Origin of the sequence: Sedimentitalea xiamensis (assembly GCF_030164465.1) — a bacterium.
Lineage (GTDB): Bacteria > Pseudomonadota > Alphaproteobacteria > Rhodobacterales > Rhodobacteraceae > Sedimentitalea > Sedimentitalea xiamensis.
This window is the reverse complement of record NZ_JASNJE010000021.1, coordinates 48327-67547: the sequence shown is the minus strand read 5'-3', so window position 1 is coordinate 67547 and position 19221 is coordinate 48327. Positions and strand designations below refer to the sequence as shown.

The window sequence follows — 19221 nt, the reverse complement described above, 5'->3', positions numbered from 1 at the left end:
GCTGCCAGGTCTGCCAGATGGTGACTAGAACGGATCACGATGCCAGAAGCGCCCCTCTCGGCGGGTTCATGCCCCAATCGAAGGGCCGTCCTTCGAGGTCGCGATTGAAGTCGAACCAATCGATCCACGTTCCGCTCGGCAGAAGATCGGAGTGATCCCCTCCCGGCCCATCCAGCGGCCCGTCGGGCTTCGGCAGGTAATTGCCTGCGCTGAAGTCCGTGAACACATCTTTCGGATCGACGACCCGAGAATTGTTGCCGGACCCGAAGAACGCACTTTGCAGGACCCCTTGGCGAATGACCACGTTGTCCTCGTAACGGCCAACCGAAGAGAAATATACATTCCCACTTCCGCCCGGCCATTCAAGTTCAATGGGCTGCGGATAGTATCCGTCGTTTTCCGGATCGATCGGCCCTCCGAAGGCCACATTGTTGCAAGCGCTATGCTTGGCATTCGTGGTTTTCCCTGTAACAAGTCCGTTTACCTTTGCTTCCCCGCCAGTAGCTGTTGGCCATGGTGCTACGGAATTGTTCAGATATACGATATCTCCGCTGAAGACTTCGCCGCTGCCATAGTAGTTGGGAGGGCGCGTTCCGTTGTTCTCGATCCCGCGGTGTTGCAATTCTGCTTCGGAGGAGATGACAAGGTTCATGCCGATCCAGAGATTCGCGCTTTCCTGGTTAGTCATGCCAATGCCACCGCCGGTCATATCAATGATGTTTCCCCAAACAACGATGTTCTCGGCCCCTTGATAGATTGACATGCCATTGCCATGAGTTGACCGAATGTCGCTGATCTTGGAATAACTGAACACGGTCGTTTCACCGGCGGAAAGCTTCATTCCGGTAAACGATTGGCGTTTGATCAGGCACTGATCGCCCCAACTGTTCGGGCTGCGTGATATCGTCATTCCCCGCCCACCGAAGCCATAATCGACTGTGCAATTCAGCACACGGCAATCAGGAGTGCGACTCATGTCGATTCCCAGCCCCGGACCACCGGAGCCAAACTGCGACGCCTTGCATTCTTCGAAAATCAAGCCGTGCCTGTCCGTACTTGCGTACTCGTTCGACCAGAACACCCGCCCATCTCGACTACCCTTACCTCCTGGGCACGATCCATCGATCCCATAGAATGTCCAGTATTCGGCTCTGCCGAAGTTCATGACGGTCGTACGGGAGGTCAGGCGGATTTCATCCATCCTGCTATCGTCGTAGGGCCAGAAGTAGATGGTGAAGGATCCATCTCCTTCCTTCTTGTAAGCCCACTGCCCCGGGGCGCTGATGTCCTTCGGGACATTGATCAAGGCAACCCCATCGCCGTAGCCATATGCGGATTTTGAGTTTTTGTACCCGGTGTAATCGAAGATTATGGTGGACCCGTTATGCGACGTTACAGGCGCTTTTGCGGAGCTATTCCCCGGCATGACCTGGAAGGCTGCAATGGCATCATCCAGATCGCCCGCCGAATACGATCCAAAAACCGTAGCGCTGGTAAGTTCAACCGTTTCCCCATTCAGCTCTGCACCTGTAAGACCAGTCGTTGACGTGTCTATGCCATTCGCATTCTTGGTCACGCCCGAGACCCCACCGTTCGCTGCGGTCCAGTAGAAGTCCTTGTTCTGCCGGGAGAACATTTCTTCGGTTGCATCATACCCGTGTCCGGATACTCGAAGGAAGGCCGGTTCACCTGATTGCTGCAGCACGCAGGCATCGAGCGGAATGGGATGGCTGGCCGGGACATTCACCTTCCACAGGGATTCCCAGTTCGAGTTACCGCCAGCGTCACCACTCACACACTCTGACCATCCGGAAAGTGCATCGGTCGCGGTGATTTCGACTTTCCCGGTTCCGCGGCGGCATAGCTTAACCCGGTCGGTTTCCGTTCCTTTCTGGGCAAGTCCGAATGGGCTCCCGGAAACTGTTGTTCCGACCTGCTCTGGGTAAAAGCCGGGGGCAACAAGGATCGAATCCCCCGCCCGTGCCACCGTGACGGCCTCCGTGATCGTTTTGTAGGCCGTGGCGGGTGAAAGCCCATCGCCAGACAACGGCACAGTTCCATCAACATAGCGGTAAACGCCCGAACCTGTTGGATGCAGGACATTTCCACGAGGGCTGAGAAATTCCGCCTCGCCGCCCATCGGACCTGCATACTTCGTGTCCGTGGCCGGATGTTGGCCGCGATAGATGTTCGAGGGGGCAGGCAGGCTTACAACCTCGGATAGGGATCCCTCGGCATTGATCGCCCGGATGGTCGCGGAATGCTTGCCGGCCGGTATCGGCGCGGTGCTCCGTAATTCATTGCCGACGATCTCGGCGGGTAGGCTGGAGGCTTCCAGAACAAAGGAGACAGGAGCCGTCGCCACTGCTTCGAGCGTTCCCAGAACCGTGCCAGGGGCGGCATCTTCAGTAACCGTTTCCGGCCTGATCCGCACCGATGTCGGCGGAACCGCGACCCCGTTCAATACCACTGTCGCAGTCTGCGCTCCCGTTTCCGTAGCACCATCGGTCAGGTGGAAGGAAAAGCTTCCTGTTTCAATACGCTCCCCGAAGGTCGGGTTCTGCGACAACGGGCCGTCATGGACAAGGGTCAGTTCCCCGTTCTGAGCAATCTGCAGAGCATGGTCGCCAAACCACAGAACTGTGGGCCAGGCCAGCGGCACCATACCATTGATCCGCGTCACCGCAGTTGCCCCGGGAACGGCAGTCAGCAAGGTTGTGCCGGTTTTCTCACTGTAATAGGTCATTAGGGTGCTCCTACCTCGAATTCGGAGATGACGTCCGGCGTCATATCGGCCGAGGCTGCCGCTTCCATTCCCACCGTAATCGCCCCGACAGCATAGTAGGGGTAATCAGAGTAACTAATCTCGGTGCTCGTCGGCCCAGCCTCACCCTCGATCCAGGTGACCAACCCCATCTTTGCAAAGGTCTTATTCGCGGGATCATGCACAAGCCCAGCCTCTTTGCTCGACACGTAGCTTACATTTTTACCGCTGAAGACAATGAATGTCAGTGCGGTTCCATGCGCATCAATGACGACTTCCGGCGGATCGATAACGCTTCCGGGGGGGGCTGAACTAAACGCGCTTTTCCCGACCACGCCGGATGCTAGCGCCAGAGAAGTCCCGCTGGCGTCGCGCATAGCGCCCAGCGTCAGGGCAACACTCGTCTGTCCGTCCACAGCCAACCCCGAAAAGACATCCATCCATGTATTACTGGACGCATTGACCCGCTCGACCAATCGCCACCCCGGCGGGGCGCTTACGGAGGTCTCGGAGCCATGAACATAAAGCGCGGCGAGAACGGGCTGCCCTGCCACTGTTCCTTCGGGCAAGGGAATGACCTGAGTGGCGCTGTATTCCATGATCCGGGTGTTGTCCGTGCCTGTGACCAGCGGAACCTCAGCTGGAGCTGGGGTTTGGACCTCAACATCTCCTTCCGTCGCTTTCCAGTGGTTGCCGACAATATCGATTTCATCCTGCAGATCAGTGCCGGACCAGACCGTCACCGCGACGGCGGACGCATTCCACCGGCGCGATCCCCTACGTTCGAAAAGATGTGGGATTGTCCATTTGGGACCCAGAACAGCCTGACGGATGATGATCGTCTGATAGCGATCAGGGGTCTGCAAGGCAGAGATCGTTATACTGTCATCCACACCATCCACGATGGCCGTCGCGCCGGACAGACCATTGGCTTCGGTCGGGTCGCCGATGCTGATGCTGCCAACGCTGTCAACATTGTTCACAACCGCCGCAGTGCTGTTACTGTCGGAAATAATGATATGCCCGTTGGTCCCGGCATCACCGATCAGCGCCTTATTGCGCCGACTACGCGGAAATTTGGCCGTAACCGCGATATTGACCGGATTGAACCTGCCATCCGTCTTTTGGTACGCGTTCGCCGCAAATGCGCCATATTGCGAAGACCCATCGAAGCGAACGGCGCGCGCCGCCCCATCCTGAACCACGACGGGAGCCCCCACCAGGGCCATATGGTTCCCCTGGCCACTATCATCGCGCCATTCGACGGCGGATATGGCCGCATCCCAACCCACATGTGCAGTCAGAACGGTGGCGGGCCAGGTCAAACCGCTCGTCGCGGGCGCAATGCTGACGGTCAGCGCGTTTGAGTCCGCCGTCACACTGCCTTCGCTGTTCGTCGCGGTCACAATGCAGGTAATCTTTGCGCCATCGTCATCCGCCACGGTGTCATAGGTGGCAGCCGTTGCACCGGAAATAGTCGTACCGTTCCGCTGCCATTGATAGGTATAAATCGGGGTCGGATAACCGGTCCATGTCCCTGTTTCCACTGAGAGCGTGGCGGGAATGGCCGTGCTTCCGGAAATGCTGGGGGAGGCTGTGTTCAAAGGAACCGATGGGAGAACAACAGTCTTGTCGAAAACAGGCGTCGCGCCAAGAAACGCTTTCTTGACCTCGGTCGATCCGACATAAACCCGATTGATCTCTGTGGAGCTAAGAAACACGACCATCAGCCCGCATCCGTGATCAGATAAACCGTATCTGTATCAGGTGTCAGCGCGTCATATTCCGCTTGCGTTACAATCACGAATGGTGACGTCGCTGCCAGTTTTGACTTTTCGGCCGCCGTCATCAGCAAGTTGTCACCGGATCCGAGACTATCCACCACCGTAATGGCCGCGTTGATCTTCTCGCGGACACTCGCGCCGCTTTCCGCATCAGAAAAAATCGTCATGCCGCATCCTTCCAGTTGCTCGTATCGTCCCAAGATCCAGCGTCATTCCAGAGGCCGCCTAGCATGATCCAAGGTGCAGTCTTGTCTGTCCAAGTGGCGGTATCGTCCCAGATACCGCCATCATTCCAGTTTCCTGTTCGCAAAATCCATTCAAGGCCTGTAACACCGGCCAGCGCCACGGCATCGAAAACCCCGCCAATTGTCGTCTCAGACATGGGGATTGCTCGTCTCGTGCTCCGGATAGTCTCTGAATTTCATTGCGGCCTCCATTTTCAGCAATTGCCCGAGAGATACTGAGGCTAGGGGTTTACGATATCGGAATCAGGCCGTTCGAGGCTGTAACCGCTCGTCAACCTTCTGGAAGCGCGACGGCTGGTACGGCGATTGATGACAGGGTATGAAACCTCAGCCGGGAAGGGTCTCTCGGCGTCAACTGGGTGCCCGCTCAGCAGGAAGGGCGTGACAAGATGATCGAAACCCGCCGCGCGGATCTCTCCGCAGGCCATGTGGTACGCGGGGCACTGGTCTCCCTGGGCGGCTCGCTAGGCTCCCGCTTGCTGGGCTTTCTGGCGATTGCCATACTGGCCCGGCTGCTTCTGCCCCATGATTTCGGGATTGTGGCCACTGCGATGATCTTCATCGGCCTCTGCCGTACGCTGATGAGCCGGCAGTTTCACCTTGCGCTGATCCGCCTGCCCGAGGTTGACCGTAGCCATTACGATACCGCCTTTACCCTGACCCTGATCTGGGGCCTTGTGACCGCCTGCGGGCTGTTTCTCGGAGCCGGTCTGCTCGCACAGGTCATGGCAACGCCCGAAATTGAACCGGTGCTGCGCGTCATGGCACTCGCGCTTTTGCTGGAGGGGCTGCAAAGCCCGGTTTTCGCCCGGTTTGAGCGAAATATCGACATGCGCCCCGCCGTGATTTTGGACTGGACCGCAAAGCTGGCACAATACGTGGTTTCGATCGGCCTGGCGCTATTGTGGCACAGCTACTGGGCGTTGGTTCTGGGTTTTCTGGCTTTCACACTGGCGCATATTACGCTCAGCTATGTCTTTGCTCCCTATCACCCCCGTCTCAGCTTTGCCCACGCACGCGCATTCCTGGCCTTCGGCGGCTGGCTCAGCGGCACCGGGCTCGCGGGATATGCCATCAACTTTTCGGATGTAACGCTGATCGCGATGCGGCTTGGTTCCGCCTCGGTCGGGATCTACAATCTGGCCGCCGAAATGGTTCGTATGGCCTCGGATTATCTCGCCATGCCACTGAGCCGGGCGATCTATCCCGGCCTCTCGGCCGTCGCCCACGACCGAACCCGAATGCGGCTGGCTTTTCTCGATGCCATAGAGGTTTCACTGGGCCTGATGCTGCCGATCGGCGTAGGCCTCGGCCTGGCGGCCCCCGAAGTGGTCCGGCTGGTTTTGGGCGCGAACTGGATGGGGGCGGTTCCAGTGATCCAGATCCTCGCACCGGCAGCTGGCTTTGCCTGCGTCAGCCATGCCGCGCAATCGATCGTGATGGCTGATGGTCGGACCCGGGCCATGTTCGCCCGCAACGTCACGGTGGCCGTTATTCAGTTGCCCCTGATCCTTGCAGGCATCATTTGGGCGGGACTGCCCGGCGCCGCCTGCGGCAGAGCGGCTGGCATGTTGATGCAAGGCATGCTGTCACTGGTGATCGCAGCGCCGCTTGCCGGTGTTACAAGTGCCCGCCTGCTGTTGACGCCCTATCGAAGTATCGTGGCCTGCGTACTGATGGCCTGTGGTGTGATCTGGCTGGATCAGGTAGTGCTGATCCCTGCCGCCGCGCCTCTCTTGATCGGCCTCGGCGCCAAGATTGCGACAGGCGTTGTGATTTATGTTCTGTGCCACCTGGGACTCTGGATTCTGTCCGGGCGCCCCAGAGGGTTCGAGCATTTCCTTCTGGCGCGGCTCATGCCAGCTTTGCGTCGAGCCTGAGCCTGGGTTTCCGAACAGGACATAGAGACCTCAGGTCTCGAGCCCAAGCTTCACGCGGGCCTCAAGATAACGCGCCGAGGCCTCCCCAACCGGGCTGTCCATAAGAGGGGCGACATGGTCCAAGGCGGTGCGCGCACCGCGTAGCCGATCCTTGGCATACTGTGATTTCGAGAGCATGGCGGCGCGGGTTCCGCAAAGCGGCAGTCGCGACTGCCCGAAAGATCGCCGTGCTTATGCTGACGCTCTGGAAAAATGGAACCGACTATCAATGGACAGAGGAGGCCACTGCCTGATCTGAGTTCCCGCGCCTGAAGCGGGGAATGCAGTCCCGACGGGACGGGGGTTGATCGATCTCGCTGTAGAGCATGGGATGGCCAGGCGCCGCGCGTCATAGGCGCGGTCCGCGAGCGGGCGGCGCGGGGTCGGGATGCGCGTCAAAAGCTCGGCAATGCCGGTCAAGTCATGTGCCTGGCCCGGCGTCAGGCAAAGCGCAATGGGCCTCCCCGCCTCGTCGGTCAGAGCATGAACCTTGGTCGTCCATCCGCCGCGCCCCGCGACGACCTGTCGGCAAATGCGGCTGGATCGACGCCCATTCTTCGTCGCTGAGCCAATAGAGGTTCCTTGCCATGAAAATCTCCTGCCTGCTTCTGGCAGAAGTGAATCAGATCAAGACCCCAATGGAAATCCTCTAATTGAGTGCGAACCCTAGATGCCAGTGAACACAGTCGTGTTTGCGATGACGCGGATCTTCGGACAGCATCGCGTGTGACGACGGCTGCGCCAGAGACTTTGCTCAGCGGGAGATGGCAGCAAGCAGCACGCGGCCTTACGTCGGACCCCTTGTGATCCGGCCCTGCCCCTGCGCTGGACCTTCCCGCCCGAGGACGTCACGGTAGAGCGAGACCAGGCGCGCGGCCTTGCGTGGCCAGGGGCCTTTCTCCAGAACCTCTTTTCGGGCTGCCCGGCCCATGGCCAGACGCCGGGCCGGATCGTCATGCAGTGTGCGGATGGCGCCGGCCACGCTGCTTGCCAATGCGTCAGGCGTGGTCACCGGCAGGCGCAGCCCGCAGGCATCGGTCACGATGAAATCGGGACCGCCATAGGCGGCAGTGACGATCGGCAGACCGGCCAGCATCGCCTCGTAGAACACTCCGCCTGTCGGCTCCCGGAAGGAAGGGAAAACGAAGATGTCTGCCTGGGCATAGAGCGCATCGACGCGCGCCCGCGGAACCTGCCCTTCGAAGGTGATGCGTTCCGCGACGCCCAGGCTGAGCGCCTCCGCGCGGGCGGCTTCGATCTCGGGGCCGCCACCGGCCGATGTCAGGTGCAGATCGAGATCACGCAACTGCGCCAGAGCCCGCACCACATCGCGCAGACCCTTGCTGCGCACGCCGCGCCCCACATGCAAGAGCCGCAGGGGGCGAGGGTCGGCCGCGCGGGGGGGCAGATCAGTTGCCGCGACCGGATCGATGCCAAGCTCCAGTTCCACCTCGAACCGTTTCAACGGCACCGGGGCGAGAATATCGGCCACATAAGGCGCCACGCCCAGCACCAGATCAGCCTGGGAGAAACTGGCGCGCAGCCACGGATCGCGCGCCAGCCGGGCGGCATCCAGACGGCGCAGCCGGGTATACCAGGCCCCTGCCCCGATCTCGTCCCGGAACCCTGCGGGTGTCGGCAGCGCCCCGCCCACCGGCCCCAGGACATACGGCAGCCCCAATTCCCGAAAGGGACTGGGATAACGCGGTGGCAGGGGCATGATCTGGTGGGCGATGTCGAAGGTCTCGCCCCTGGCCGCCGCCGCCCGCATCCAGCGCCGCACCTTTGAGAACAGCAGCGGCCATGCCGGTTTCAGCATCGCGTTCAGCCGCTCGGCGCGCAGCAATACGGAAGGCTCGCGCCAGGTTACCACCCGCGCAGCCGGCAACTGCTCGGCCAGAGGCGGGCGGCCTTCGCGTTGCAAGGCCAATACCGTCAGATCGACCTCGCGCGCCAATGCCTCGGCCCATTTGAAGGCAACGAAGGCCTCGCCGACATCGGTGCCGTCGAACCCGGGCGACAGCAGCGCCACCTTCAGACGCGCTTCCGGATCCGTCATTGCGCCGGTCCCGGCCAGGTGGCCGGTGTCATTGCCACCACGCTGCGGAAATGCGCCGCCCGCCCGCGTGCCCGGTCGCTGCGCAGGACCGGCGTCAGCAGGGACCAGAACAGAGCCCGGCTGGCATTGAAGGCAAAGATCAGGACAAAGGCGACGGCCCCGCCCGCCCAGCCATTATACTTGCGTTGCAGCCGGATCGTCGCCTCCGACAGCATCACGTCGCGGCGGTGGTTCAACCGCTTTACCGACCCGCCGCCGTGATGGGTGATCTCGCCCACCGGCGCATAGACCACGCGCCAGCGTGCATCGCGCATCCGGCGGCACCAGTCCGTCTCCTCCCCGAAAAAGAAAAACGCCTCGTCCAGACCGCCGATCCGGTCGATCACCGCGCTGCGCACCAGCATGTAGCACCCCGCCACCACGTCGACATCGGTCTCGCGCTCCGGGTCGGGCCGGTGCAGCCCCAGCTTGCGCAGCCCGACAATCCCCGCGACCATGCGCGACAGGGTCGGAAAATCGAAGTTGTTCTCCTGCACCGATCCGTCGATGTTGAGCACCTTGCAGCCCATCGCGCCCACATCGGGATGCGCATCCAGGAAGGCCACCGAGGCAGGCAGCACGTCGCCCCGCACCAGCGTGTCGGAATTGAGCAGCAGCACATGCCGCCCGGAGGCTTCCGCGATAGCCTGGTTGTTGGCCGCCGCAAAGCCGCGATTGCGGTCGTTGCGGATCAGGCGGACCTGCGGAAATTCGGCCTCGATCATCACCACGGTGCCATCATCGGAAGCGTTGTCGACAACGATCACCTCGGCCGACAGCCCCCCCAATCCCTCGAAAACCGAAGCCAGGCAGGCCCGTGTCATGTCCAGCGTGTTCCAGCTGATGATGAGGATCGAAAGGTCCATGCGGGTCAGCCTGTGATCAAACTGCGGATCGGCCACGCCAATACCGGGCCGCTGAGAACAACCGCATTCCCGATCCGCCGGAACCTCTCTTTAGAGTAGTGGTTGCCTGACAGGCTGGAAGGACGATAGGTTTCATGGGCGCAACTAACAAGGTTTCGGGATGAAATACCATGGGCAGAAGGATGAAGCCTTCAAGGTGGCATCCCCCCGTAAAGAAAACGTTGCCCCGACCACACCGTCGCGGCGGAAAGTTCTGAAACTGCTCGCCAGCACTGCGATCATGTCTGCTCATCCCGGAGTCATGGCTGCCGCACCGCCCGCGCCCCTCCGGCTGGTTTTCGAGGTCGGCGCCGACTGAAATTTCCCCCTGTTCAGACCTCCGGGCCATGATGAGCGTGGTTTCGCCGCGGCAAACCCGCCCTGAATCAAAATGCTGGCCCGCGCTCGGCGGATTTCCGCAGGTTCATAAGAAGTTAACTTTACCTGTAGTTGAAAGGTCTAGACATGTCGCCTCCGACGAGCTGCCAACATAAGAACAAGGAGATGCTAAATGGCGCTGATACAGGTACGGAACACCGCCGAATTCAAGGCCGCGCTCAAACAGATGGCCGCCGGCGACACGATTGCCCTGGCGCCAGGCACCTATGACTGGACCCAGATCTCACCCAAGACGTCCAATCTGATCAATGACCCGGACCGGCCGGTGACCATCACCTCGCAGGATCCGGGCGACCCGGCCGTGGTGATGGGGATTTTCGTCGACTACACCTCGAATCTTATCTTCGACAATCTCGACATCCGGTTCGAGATCGAAAGCTTTGGTCCTCAGGCTCTGGGCCGGACCGATCTGGAGAATATTCCCGATTCGGCTACTTACCCGATCCGGATCGATCACGCCGAGAACATCACGGTTCAGAATTCACGTATCACCGGCGAGATATCCGAGATCGGCGTGGCCTATGATGACGTGTCCACCCCGAGTCCGTCGGGGAAGGTAATCGGGCTACCTTCGGGCGGGCATATCAAGATCGACTACAGCAAGAATGTGACAGTCAAGGACAGTGACATTTCCCTGCTGACCAAGGGAATAAGGGCGAACGGCGTCGATGGATTGACCATCGAGAACAACGAGATTCACGATCTGCGCTCCTCCCCCATCGGCGGCGGTAATGTCGATAACGTCATCATCACCGGTAACAAAATGTATGATATCACCCCTCGCTTCGTCGAAGGGTACGACCTCGATCACGCCGATTTCATCCATTTTTTCCCACGCCCTGGTATCCAGGATGGAGCCCAGGAAAATTATGTCATCACCGACAACGTGATGCTGCAGGGAAGCGGTGCCGCAATCCTGGGCATCTACCTTGACGATAACAGTTACGGCCTCGGCTATAAAAATGTCCTGATCGAGAACAACCTGATCCATAACGGAGACACTCAGGGGATCCGGCTGGAATATGTCACTCATGGCGAGATCAAGAACAACACGCTTGTACCGGCCGACAATGAATTTGGCGGTGTGGCGATCATCGTACGACAGAATTCCCACGACCTTGATATTTCGAACAATGTGGTCAGCGCCCCTACAGACTATATGGGTGAAGGCGGAAATATCGTCGAAAGCGGGACGGTGATCGTCCAAAGGCTGGATTCGAGCCTCGACAATTATCTGGGCGATCTCTTCTCCAACCCTTTCGATTCTCATGTGGATCTGGAAGATCTTCAGGTCATTCCTGGAAGCTCAATCGACATCCCCGGTCTGGGCGCCTCTATCACATGGCTGCCACAGAGCAGCGCCACGGGAATCGGAATAATCGCGGGCCAATCCGGCGACGGACTGGAAAGCCTTACTCATGTTTTCGAAGTTCCGCTGGTGATCGGACCGAACGGTCAGGCAGATCTGACCCGCGCCACCTACCTATGGGACTTCGGCGATGGCACCACTTCACACGATGCGGCCCCCAGCCATGTCTTTGGCACAGTGGGACTGACGGAGGTGACGGTCAAGATCGCATTGACAACCGGCCAGACGGTGGATCTGGCCCGCACCTTTGACGTTCGCAGCCCGATCGCCCTGTCGCTGGACGCGGCCGCCGGGGTTGCGGACGGGAGCGCGGTCGTCAACGCCCATGAGCTCCTGGCCGGCGACCCGCTGACCACGATCTCGGGCCGCGCGGTTTTCGATGCCAGCCGCCCGGTGGAATACCAAGTCGACGACAGCCTGCGCAACAATGACAGCTACAGCGTGACGCTGGACTTCATGCATGGCGACGCCACGGCCGGATCGGCCACCCTGATCAGCCTGGTCGGCGGCTTCCGCCTCGATGTCAGCAGTTCCAGCATCTGGGGCTTCGTCGGCAGTTACGACACCGACACCGGCGAGAAGCGCACCGACTGGATCAAGCTGCCGGGCCAGGATCTCGCCGACACCGACTGGCACAACCTGACCCTGACCTACTCGGCCCCGGACGGCGAGGCGCTTCTCTACCTGGACGGGACCGAGGTCTACCGCACCGAGGGGCTCGACGGGTTCCGGCAATACACCGTCAACGGCCATGACCTGATCCTCGGGAATGCCGGCAACGCCGCGCAATACTACATCGACGACGTCCACATCCTCAACGGCGCCCTCTCCGCAGAACAGGTCGCTGAAATCGCCGGCGGAAAATCCATCGGGGAGGTGTTGTCGGGGGATGCGGTCACCCGGCCCGATCCCGAGCCGACCCCCGACCCGGACGAACCCGACGGATCCGGCGGTGACGGAGGGATCACCCCGCCCGACCCGGTGCCCCTGCCCGCCGCCGAGCTGGCCCTGTCGCTGGACGCGGCCGCCGGGGTTGCGGACGGGAGCGCGGTCGTCAACGCCCATGAGCTCCTGGCCGGCGACCCGCTGACCACCGTCGCCGGCCGCGCGGTCTTCGATGCCAGCCGCCCGGTGGAATACCAAGTCGACGACAGCCTGCGCAACAATGACAGCTACAGCGTGACGCTGGATTTCAAGCATGGCGACGCCACGGCCGGATCGGCCACCCTGATCAGCCTGGTCGGCGGCTTCCGCCTCGATGTCAGCAGTTCCAGCATCTGGGGCTTCGTCGGCAGTTACGACACCGACACCGGCGAGAAGCGCACCGACTGGATCAAGCTGCCGGGCCAGGATCTCGCCGACACCGACTGGCACAACCTGACCCTGACCTACTCGGCCCCGGACGGCGAGGCGCTTCTCTACCTGGACGGGACCGAGGTCTACCGCACCGAGGGGCTCGACGGGTTCCGGCAATACACCGTCAACGGCCATGACCTGATCCTCGGGAATGCCGGCAACGCCGCGCAATACTACATCGACGACGTCCACATCCTCAACGGCGCCCTCTCCGCAGAACAGGTCGCTGAAATCGCAGATGCCGGAGACGGCACACAACTCTCGCTGGACGACGGAACCGTATCCGTCGACTCGATAACCATGTCCTATGCGACGGAGACCCGTGACCTCACGGTCGATCTGGCGGATACGTCAGCCAATACCGGCGCGGCGCAGGGGGATCTGCTGGAGGGTATCGCAAACCTGACCGGTGGCGGCGGTGCTGACACCTTCATCTACGCGGATGGCGGCGCCGACGTGATCACTGATTTCGACAGTCTCGACACGCTTTGGACCAACTCTTCAATCTGGGGCGGCAACAGGCTGAGCACAGCTGAGGTCATGGAATTTGCCCGCGTCGTCTCCGGCGATACGGTCTTTGATTTCGGCATTGGCAACACGCTGACGCTAGAGGATTACATGGATCTCTCCAACCTGACTCCAGCCCTTACCCTGCTCTGAGACGGACTAGCGCGGCGGCTTCCTCCAGCCGCGCTGGCCGGCTGGAGGAAGCCGCGCAACAGCCGGTGCAGAAATCCAATCCTGCCGCCGGAAAGCGCTTTATTTTTTTGCGCCTTATCTTTAGGGAACCCCTTTATCCTGTAAAATTTCCTCATGAGCCCTCCCCTCCCAAACCCGGAAATGGCCCCCTCACTCAAACGCGTGATCCGCGGTAATCTCTGTGCGGGATGCGGCGGCTGTGCCCTTGCTTCTCCGGGAAAGGTCGAGATGGTCCTGGACCCTCCCGGCTACCTTCGGCCGCATCAAACAGGGGCGCTCACGTCCGAGGAGGATGCGCTGATCAGCCGGATCTGTCCCGGACTCGGACAGGCCGTGGAGTCAGGCACCCGCACCGACGATGTTCTCTGGGGCCCCTATCTTTCGCTGCAAACCGGGTTCTCCACCGGAACCGAACTTCGCCATGCAGCATCATCGGGTGGGGCGCTTTCAGCCGTCTTGGTTCACCTCCTGCAAGCCAAGGCCATTGATGCGGTCATTCAGACCGCAGCGTCCAGCCAAGTGCCTGTGGCCAATGCCACCGTCATATCGACAAGTGTGGAGGACGTGACCCGGGCTGCGGGGTCTCGCTATGCGCCTTCGACGCCTCTGGCCGAACTGGCCGACCAGTTGAACGATCACCGCCGGTTCGCCTTTGTCGGAAAACCTTGTGATGTGGCCGCATTGCGGGCGCTCGCCAAGGAAGATCCGCGCGTGAACGACCGGTTCCCGGTCGTCCTGTCTTTTTTCTGCGCGGGAGTTCCCTCCCAGACCGGTGCCGAGGAAATTCTGACAGGGCTCGGAACGGACATGGCGGCCACAACATCCTTCCGTTACCGCGGAAATGGGTGGCCGGGCCGGGCAACCGCACGTCTGAAGGACGGCTCAGAACGGTCCATGACCTATGCCGAAAGTTGGGGCGGCATCCTGAGTAAGCATGTACAACTGCGTTGCAAGATCTGTGCGGATGGAACCGGAACGGCAGCCGACCTTGTGTTCGCCGACGCATGGCACAGCGATGAGAAAGGGTATCCGCTGTTTGAAGAGCACGATGGGATCAGCTTGATCGTTGCGCGGACAGACCGGGGGAGCGCGATTCTGGCGGACGCCGTTGCCACTGGGCACCTGGAAACACAACCTTTCGACCCTTCCGAACTGGCCGCCATCCAACCCGGTCAGTCAGGGCGCCGCCAAGCGCTCCTTGCGCGCCTGCTCGGATTACGCCTGCTCGGACGCCCCATACCCCGTTATCGCGGACTTCATGTCCTGTCAGCCGCCAAAAGGAACACGCTCTCTTCGACATTGAAGAACTTTTTCGGTGTGATCCGGCGCGGATTGACGGGGCGCTTATGACAATATCCATGCGGACCGCGACCTTTCTCTTTTTTCTCCACGGTAAGAAATGCTAGCGAACACCGACGCCGACCCCGATGGAAATTTCAAGGTTACCCCCATGCTCAAGGTTGCCCTTATCGGCCACGATACCCGCAACCCCAATCTGGGTGTCGGGGCCCTGACCGTATCGGATGCCGAAACGATCAGGCGCATTGCCGCGCGTCTGGATATGGACATCCGGATAACCCTGCTGATCGGAAAGGGCGGCCAAGCCTGCTGCGTGACTGGGGAGGATGTGTCCGAGCGTTTCGTCCGCCCCATGCGCCGACCGCTGGATTTCTTTTCGGCGATTCGGGAAAACGACGTGGTGATCGACATTTCCGGCGGTGATAGCTTTGCGGATATCTACGGGGATCGCAGGATCTTCCAGATCCTGCTGCAGAAATACCTGGTCCATCTGGCACGGCGACCGCTGGTCATGGCCCCACAGACCGTTGGCCCCTTTGCAAAACCTCTGTGGCGACGCCTGGCCTCGGGATCGATCCGTCGCTGTGCGATCATTGCGACCCGCGACGACAAATCGGCCGCGTTCCTGCGCGAGATGGGGATCCGACAGGAGATCGTCGAGGCGTCGGACGTGGCTTTGCGCCTGCCCTATGACGCGCCCGCTGCGCCCGAAACCGGGACGGGCCCCAAGGTGGGTCTCAATGTCTCCGGACTGCTGATGGGTGGAGGATATACTGGCAAGAACATGTTCGGCCTCAAGATCGACTACCCTGCCCTGATCCGCGATATTATCAAGCGGTTCCAGGCGCATCCGGAAGGCTGCGAAATGCACCTGGTGGGGCATGTCGTGCCACAAAAGCGCGGCGGCGTGGAGGACGATTACCAGGCCTGTCTCGATCTGGCCAAGGACTTTCCGAGGGTCGTGGTCGCGCCACCCTTCCAGACGCCTTCCGAGGCAAAAAGCTACATCGCAGGGCTGGATTTCTTCATGGGCGCCCGGATGCATGCCTGCATCGCCGCGTTCTCGTCGGGCGTGCCGGTCGTGCCGATGGCCTACAGCCGGAAATTCGAGGGGCTATTCGGATCATTGGGCTATGACTGGACGGTCGATTGCACGACAAACAGCGCCGAAGAGATACTGATGCGGGTTTTCAAAGCCTACGATGCACGAGATTTGCTGACGCAGCAAATGGCGGGGGCGCTCGCAACCGGCCTATCGCGGCTGGACAGGTATGAGATCGCCTTGGAAAAGCTTCTGGTGGGAGTGTACTGAACTTTGTGTATCCGGTCCGGCCCATGCGGTTTGGGATACTCAAGCGTCGAAGCGCTCGCCGAACATTATGGCGAACTGATTGCGGGCTGCAAACCATTCCCGAACATTCCGGCCGTCCTTCTCAAAGTTTCAGATGGCCAGGTAGATCAACTTGGTCGCGGCGTCATCGGTCGGGAAGGAGCCGCGCGTCTTGATCGATTTTCGGATCACGCGGTTCAGGCTCTCGATGGCGTTGGTCGTGTAGATGATCTTGCGGATTTCCAGAACCGGTTCGCCGGAAGGGATTCATACGGGTTGGTCGTCATGTCGGTGCCTCCAGAACGTCTTTCATGAAAGTTCGCTTCGCCTCAATCTTCAGGGATCGCCACAGTTCGTCGCCTAACTTTGTTGTGCATGACGCGCCAGTGTTCCGCCGAAACTCTACCTGTTCGAGGCCAGCATAGAAAGCGTATCCGCTCCACACAGACGGGATTCGCCGAATTCCGGCATCCCCTGGGCAAAAATTTGATAACCTGTGTAGCCTGTGATCCGTCGCCGGCATAACCTTTGGCGGTGCCAACCGTGGATCGCCTCGGACTCCTCTCAGGCCGTTTCTAACATAGGCGGATTTAGACGGGCTGTGCACGGGAGATCAAGATCAGAAAGTCGTTTGAGGTGAAGAGCTTGGTAGGGTCAGGACCCATTGATTTCCGTTTTGCAGGGTGATTCATGGCTCGAAAACAGAGCGGTGAACATGTCTGATCTTTTCTGGCTGACCGATGCGCAGATGGCGCGTCTTGAGCCCTTCTTTCCGAAGTCCCATGGCAAACCCCGAGTTGATGACCGGCGTGTGTTGAGTGGGATTATCTTCATCAATCGTAATGGCTTAAGGTGGCGCGACGCGCCGATTGCATACGGCCCACACAAGACGCTCTACAACCGCTGGAAACGATGGAGCGACAAGGGCGTGTTCGCCCGGATGATGGCCGGCCTGGCCGCCGAGCACGGCGAAAAGACGACTGTGATGATCGACGCAACGTATCTGAAGGTCCACCGAACAGCGACCAGCATGGGCGTGAAAAAGGGGGGCGTGGACGCCTGATCGGCCGCACCAAAGGCGGCATGAACCACTGACCGGCAGGGCATTGCGCAGCAATGTCCCGAGAGGGGCCAAGCTGCATGCCATCTGCGACAGCGAAGGCCGGCCCCTGAACCTGTTCGTCACCGCCGGTCAGGTCAGCGATTACATCGGCGCACGAGCATTGCTGAGCAGCCTGCCGGACGTGGACTGGCTGCTCGGGGATCGCGGCTATGACGCCGATTGGTTCAGGGAAGCATTGAAAGACAAAGGGATACGCGCCTGCATCCCCGGTCGAAAACAGCGCAAGAAGACTGTGAAGTACGACAAGCGCCGATACAAGCGACGCAACAGGATCGAGATCATGTTCGGCAGGCTCAAGGATTGGCGGCGAGTGGCAACCCGATACGACCGCCGTCCGAAGGTGTTCCTATCAGCCATCGCTCTTGCTGCACTCGTCATTTACTGGCTATGAGTCCTGACCCTAGAGCATAGCCACCTTGCCTTTATGCTGCCAGCATCAGGAACACTCACAACCCAAGAGCAGCGCGATTACCTATCCAATTCCTGCACGAATCGACCGCATTACTTTGGTCAGGTTTTCATCGGTGAATGTGATGACGTTCGATCGGGCGTCGCCAAGATCATCCTCATTGTCGAACTCTTGATCTTCGACGACAGGCAGCAAGGAGCGCGGCTTCCAGTAAGCGATTTGAATTTCGTCAATCCGCGCGCGGGCGCTCACGCATGTCTTCGCTCTGAGCGACGTACCCAGCCCGTGGCGCCGGTCTGGCGATGCCCGGTACCTTCGGCACACATCGGGCGGGTTCACTCGTGGCTGACCGGCATTTCCATGCCGTGTTCGCGCAAGAGCGCGTGGCGGCGGGCGGTCCTGAGATCTTCGGCCACCATCTCGGCGCACATCTGTTGCGCGGTGATTTCCGGCACCCAGCCCAGCCGGGCCTTGGCCTTGGCCGGATCGCCCAGCAGGGTTTCGACCTCGGCGGGGCGGAAATAGCGCGGATCGATCCGCAGCACCACGTCGCCGGGTTTCAGCGCCGGTGCGGCATCGCCGGTGACGCTCTCCACGACCGCGACCTCCTCGACCCCCTGCCCTTCAAAGCGCAGCGTCACGCCCAGTTCGGCGGCCGTCCAGGTCACGAAGTCACGCACCGAATACTGCACCCCCGTGGCGATGACGAAATCCTCGGGCGCCTCCTGCTGCAGCATCATCCACTGCATCCGCACATAGTCCTTCGCATGGCCCCAGTCGCGCAGCGCGTCGATATTGCCCATGTAGAGACAGTCCTCGAGCCCCTGGGCGATATTCGCGAGCCCCCGCGTGATCTTGCGGGTGACGAAGGTCTCGCCCCGGCGCGGGCTCTCGTGGTTGAAGAGGATGCCGTTGCAGGCATACATGCCATAGGCCTCGCGGTAGTTCACCGTGATCCAGTAGGCATACATCTTGGCCACCGCGTAGGGGCTGCGCGGGTGGAACGGCGTGGTTTCGGTCTGCGGGATCTCCTGCACGAGGCCGTATAATTCGGATGTCGAGGCCTGGTAGAAGCGCGTGGTCTTCTCCAGCCCGAGGAAGCGGATCGCCTCGAGCAGGCGCAGGGTGCCGATCGCGTCCACGTCGGCGGTATATTCCGGCGCCTCGAAACTCACCGCCACATGGGACTGCGCGCCCAGGTTATAGACCTCGTCCGGGCGCACATCCTGAATGATCCGGGTCAGGTTGGAACTGTCCGTGAGATCGCCGTAATGCAGCTGGAACCTTGCGTGATCCACATGCGGGTCCTGGTAGATGTGATCGATCCGCTGGGTGTTGAACAGCGAGGCGCGGCGCTTGATCCCGTGCACCTCGTAGCCCTTCTCCAGAAGGAACTCCGCCAGGTAGGATCCGTCCTGCCCGGTCACACCGGTGATAAGCGCCTTGCGGGTCATGTCTGCTCCGATCATTTGCGTGCCCGTCTCTTTTCAACGAGAACCGGGCGCACTGCAAGCCGCGCGCC

14 protein-coding genes and 2 pseudogenes are annotated in these 19221 nt (G+C 60.5%); 6 read left to right on the top strand and 10 right to left on the bottom strand.

All coding sequences use genetic code 11. The features are described from left to right. Positions 1-34: 34 nt before the first annotated feature. Genes QO034_RS15835 through QO034_RS15820 form a run of 4 tightly spaced genes read right to left on the bottom strand, consistent with a single transcriptional unit; the run spans position 35 to position 4930 of the window. Positions 35-2746 carry a right-handed parallel beta-helix repeat-containing protein gene (locus QO034_RS15835; RefSeq protein ID WP_284486501.1) on the bottom strand — a complete coding sequence of 904 codons (2712 nt, stop codon included), beginning with the start codon at positions 2744-2746 and terminating at the stop codon, positions 35-37. Continuing rightward, the gene (locus QO034_RS15830) at positions 2746-4491 is read right to left on the bottom strand and encodes a hypothetical protein (protein ID WP_284486500.1); all 1746 of its coding nucleotides are present in this window, start codon (positions 4489-4491) and stop codon (positions 2746-2748) included. Before QO034_RS15830 ends, QO034_RS15835 begins: the two co-directional genes overlap by 1 nt. Next, positions 4491-4715 (bottom strand): phage upper tail fiber protein, encoded by a 225-nt coding sequence (locus QO034_RS15825; RefSeq protein WP_284486499.1) that lies wholly within the window; start codon positions 4713-4715, stop codon positions 4491-4493. Before QO034_RS15825 ends, QO034_RS15830 begins: the two co-directional genes overlap by 1 nt. Further along, entirely contained in the window at positions 4712-4930 is a 219-nt protein-coding gene (locus QO034_RS15820) for a hypothetical protein (RefSeq protein WP_284486498.1), read from the bottom strand. The genes QO034_RS15825 and QO034_RS15820 overlap by 4 nt, the downstream gene beginning before the upstream one ends. Positions 4931-5182: 252 nt before the next feature. Here QO034_RS15820 and QO034_RS15815 point away from each other — a divergent pair, with 252 nt between their 5' ends. Continuing rightward, positions 5183-6673 (top strand): lipopolysaccharide biosynthesis protein, encoded by a 1491-nt coding sequence (locus QO034_RS15815; RefSeq protein WP_284486497.1) that lies wholly within the window; start codon positions 5183-5185, stop codon positions 6671-6673. A 231-nt stretch (positions 6674-6904) separates the two neighbouring features. Here QO034_RS15815 and QO034_RS15810 read toward each other — a convergent pair whose 3' ends face one another. The 3 genes from QO034_RS15810 to QO034_RS15800 all read right to left on the bottom strand — a co-directional run bounded on the left by QO034_RS15810 (position 6905) and on the right by QO034_RS15800 (position 9676). Next, on the bottom strand, positions 6905-7246 hold the full coding sequence (locus QO034_RS15810) for a transposase (protein ID WP_407696777.1): 342 nt from the start codon (positions 7244-7246) through the stop codon (positions 6905-6907). A 253-nt stretch (positions 7247-7499) separates the two neighbouring features. After that, positions 7500-8771, bottom strand: coding sequence for a glycosyltransferase family 4 protein (locus QO034_RS15805; RefSeq protein WP_284486496.1), 1272 nt, complete (start codon positions 8769-8771; stop codon positions 7500-7502). Continuing rightward, positions 8768-9676 carry a glycosyltransferase family 2 protein gene (locus QO034_RS15800; RefSeq protein WP_284486495.1) on the bottom strand — a complete coding sequence of 303 codons (909 nt, stop codon included), beginning with the start codon at positions 9674-9676 and terminating at the stop codon, positions 8768-8770. The genes QO034_RS15805 and QO034_RS15800 overlap by 4 nt, the downstream gene beginning before the upstream one ends. Before the next feature lie 160 nt (positions 9677-9836). Here QO034_RS15800 and QO034_RS15795 point away from each other — a divergent pair, with 160 nt between their 5' ends. From QO034_RS15795 to QO034_RS15780, 4 genes are all read left to right on the top strand, one after another. After that, positions 9837-10034: a hypothetical protein gene (locus QO034_RS15795; protein WP_284486494.1), complete on the top strand. Its 198-nt coding sequence runs from the start codon at positions 9837-9839 to the stop codon at positions 10032-10034. A gap of 192 nt (positions 10035-10226) precedes the next feature. Continuing rightward, positions 10227-13499 (top strand): LamG-like jellyroll fold domain-containing protein, encoded by a 3273-nt coding sequence (locus QO034_RS15790; protein WP_284486493.1) that lies wholly within the window; start codon positions 10227-10229, stop codon positions 13497-13499. A gap of 267 nt (positions 13500-13766) precedes the next feature. Further along, entirely contained in the window at positions 13767-14888 is a 1122-nt protein-coding gene (locus tag QO034_RS15785) for a Coenzyme F420 hydrogenase/dehydrogenase, beta subunit C-terminal domain (protein WP_284486492.1), read from the top strand. A gap of 100 nt (positions 14889-14988) precedes the next feature. Further along, positions 14989-16149: a polysaccharide pyruvyl transferase family protein gene (locus QO034_RS15780; RefSeq protein WP_284486491.1), complete on the top strand. Its 1161-nt coding sequence runs from the start codon at positions 14989-14991 to the stop codon at positions 16147-16149. 39 nt (positions 16150-16188) lie between these two features. Here QO034_RS15780 and QO034_RS15775 read toward each other — a convergent pair. Further along, positions 16189-16407 (bottom strand): annotated as a pseudogene (locus QO034_RS15775) (transposase); the annotation flags it as partial. A 475-nt stretch (positions 16408-16882) separates the two neighbouring features. Between QO034_RS15775 and QO034_RS15770 the strand changes: the two are divergent. After that, a pseudogene (locus QO034_RS15770) lies at positions 16883-17681 on the top strand (IS5 family transposase). 81 nt (positions 17682-17762) lie between these two features. On the opposite strand, the gene QO034_RS15765 reads toward QO034_RS15770, so the two are convergent. Both QO034_RS15765 and gmd read right to left on the bottom strand, forming a co-directional pair. Beyond that, positions 17763-17951 (bottom strand): hypothetical protein, encoded by a 189-nt coding sequence (locus QO034_RS15765; RefSeq protein ID WP_284486490.1) that lies wholly within the window; start codon positions 17949-17951, stop codon positions 17763-17765. An 83-nt stretch (positions 17952-18034) separates the two neighbouring features. Further along, positions 18035-19153, bottom strand: a complete 1119-nt coding sequence (gene gmd / locus QO034_RS15760) for a GDP-mannose 4,6-dehydratase (protein WP_284486513.1) — start codon at positions 19151-19153, stop codon at positions 18035-18037. Between the last annotated feature and the right edge of the window lie 68 nt (positions 19154-19221).

What these genes read in the sequence shown, in the direction of transcription:
- QO034_RS15835 (WP_284486501.1), bottom strand. Translation starts at nt 2,746, where the DNA reads ATGACCTATTACAGTGAGAAAACCGGCACAACCTTGCTGACTGCCGTT.
- QO034_RS15830 (WP_284486500.1), bottom strand. Translation starts at nt 4,491, where the DNA reads ATGGTCGTGTTTCTTAGCTCCACAGAGATCAATCGGGTTTATGTCGGA.
- QO034_RS15825 (WP_284486499.1), bottom strand. Translation starts at nt 4,715, where the DNA reads ATGACGATTTTTTCTGATGCGGAAAGCGGCGCGAGTGTCCGCGAGAAG.
- QO034_RS15820 (WP_284486498.1), bottom strand. Translation starts at nt 4,930, where the DNA reads ATGTCTGAGACGACAATTGGCGGGGTTTTCGATGCCGTGGCGCTGGCC.
- QO034_RS15815 (WP_284486497.1), top strand. Translation starts at nt 5,183, where the DNA reads ATGATCGAAACCCGCCGCGCGGATCTCTCCGCAGGCCATGTGGTACGC.
- QO034_RS15805 (WP_284486496.1), bottom strand. Translation starts at nt 8,771, where the DNA reads ATGACGGATCCGGAAGCGCGTCTGAAGGTGGCGCTGCTGTCGCCCGGG.
- QO034_RS15800 (WP_284486495.1), bottom strand. Translation starts at nt 9,676, where the DNA reads ATGGACCTTTCGATCCTCATCATCAGCTGGAACACGCTGGACATGACA.
- QO034_RS15795 (WP_284486494.1), top strand. Translation starts at nt 9,837, where the DNA reads ATGAAATACCATGGGCAGAAGGATGAAGCCTTCAAGGTGGCATCCCCC.
- QO034_RS15790 (WP_284486493.1), top strand. Translation starts at nt 10,227, where the DNA reads ATGGCGCTGATACAGGTACGGAACACCGCCGAATTCAAGGCCGCGCTC.
- QO034_RS15785 (WP_284486492.1), top strand. Translation starts at nt 13,767, where the DNA reads ATGGTCCTGGACCCTCCCGGCTACCTTCGGCCGCATCAAACAGGGGCG.
- QO034_RS15780 (WP_284486491.1), top strand. Translation starts at nt 14,989, where the DNA reads ATGCTCAAGGTTGCCCTTATCGGCCACGATACCCGCAACCCCAATCTG.
- gmd (WP_284486513.1), bottom strand. Translation starts at nt 19,153, where the DNA reads ATGACCCGCAAGGCGCTTATCACCGGTGTGACCGGGCAGGACGGATCC.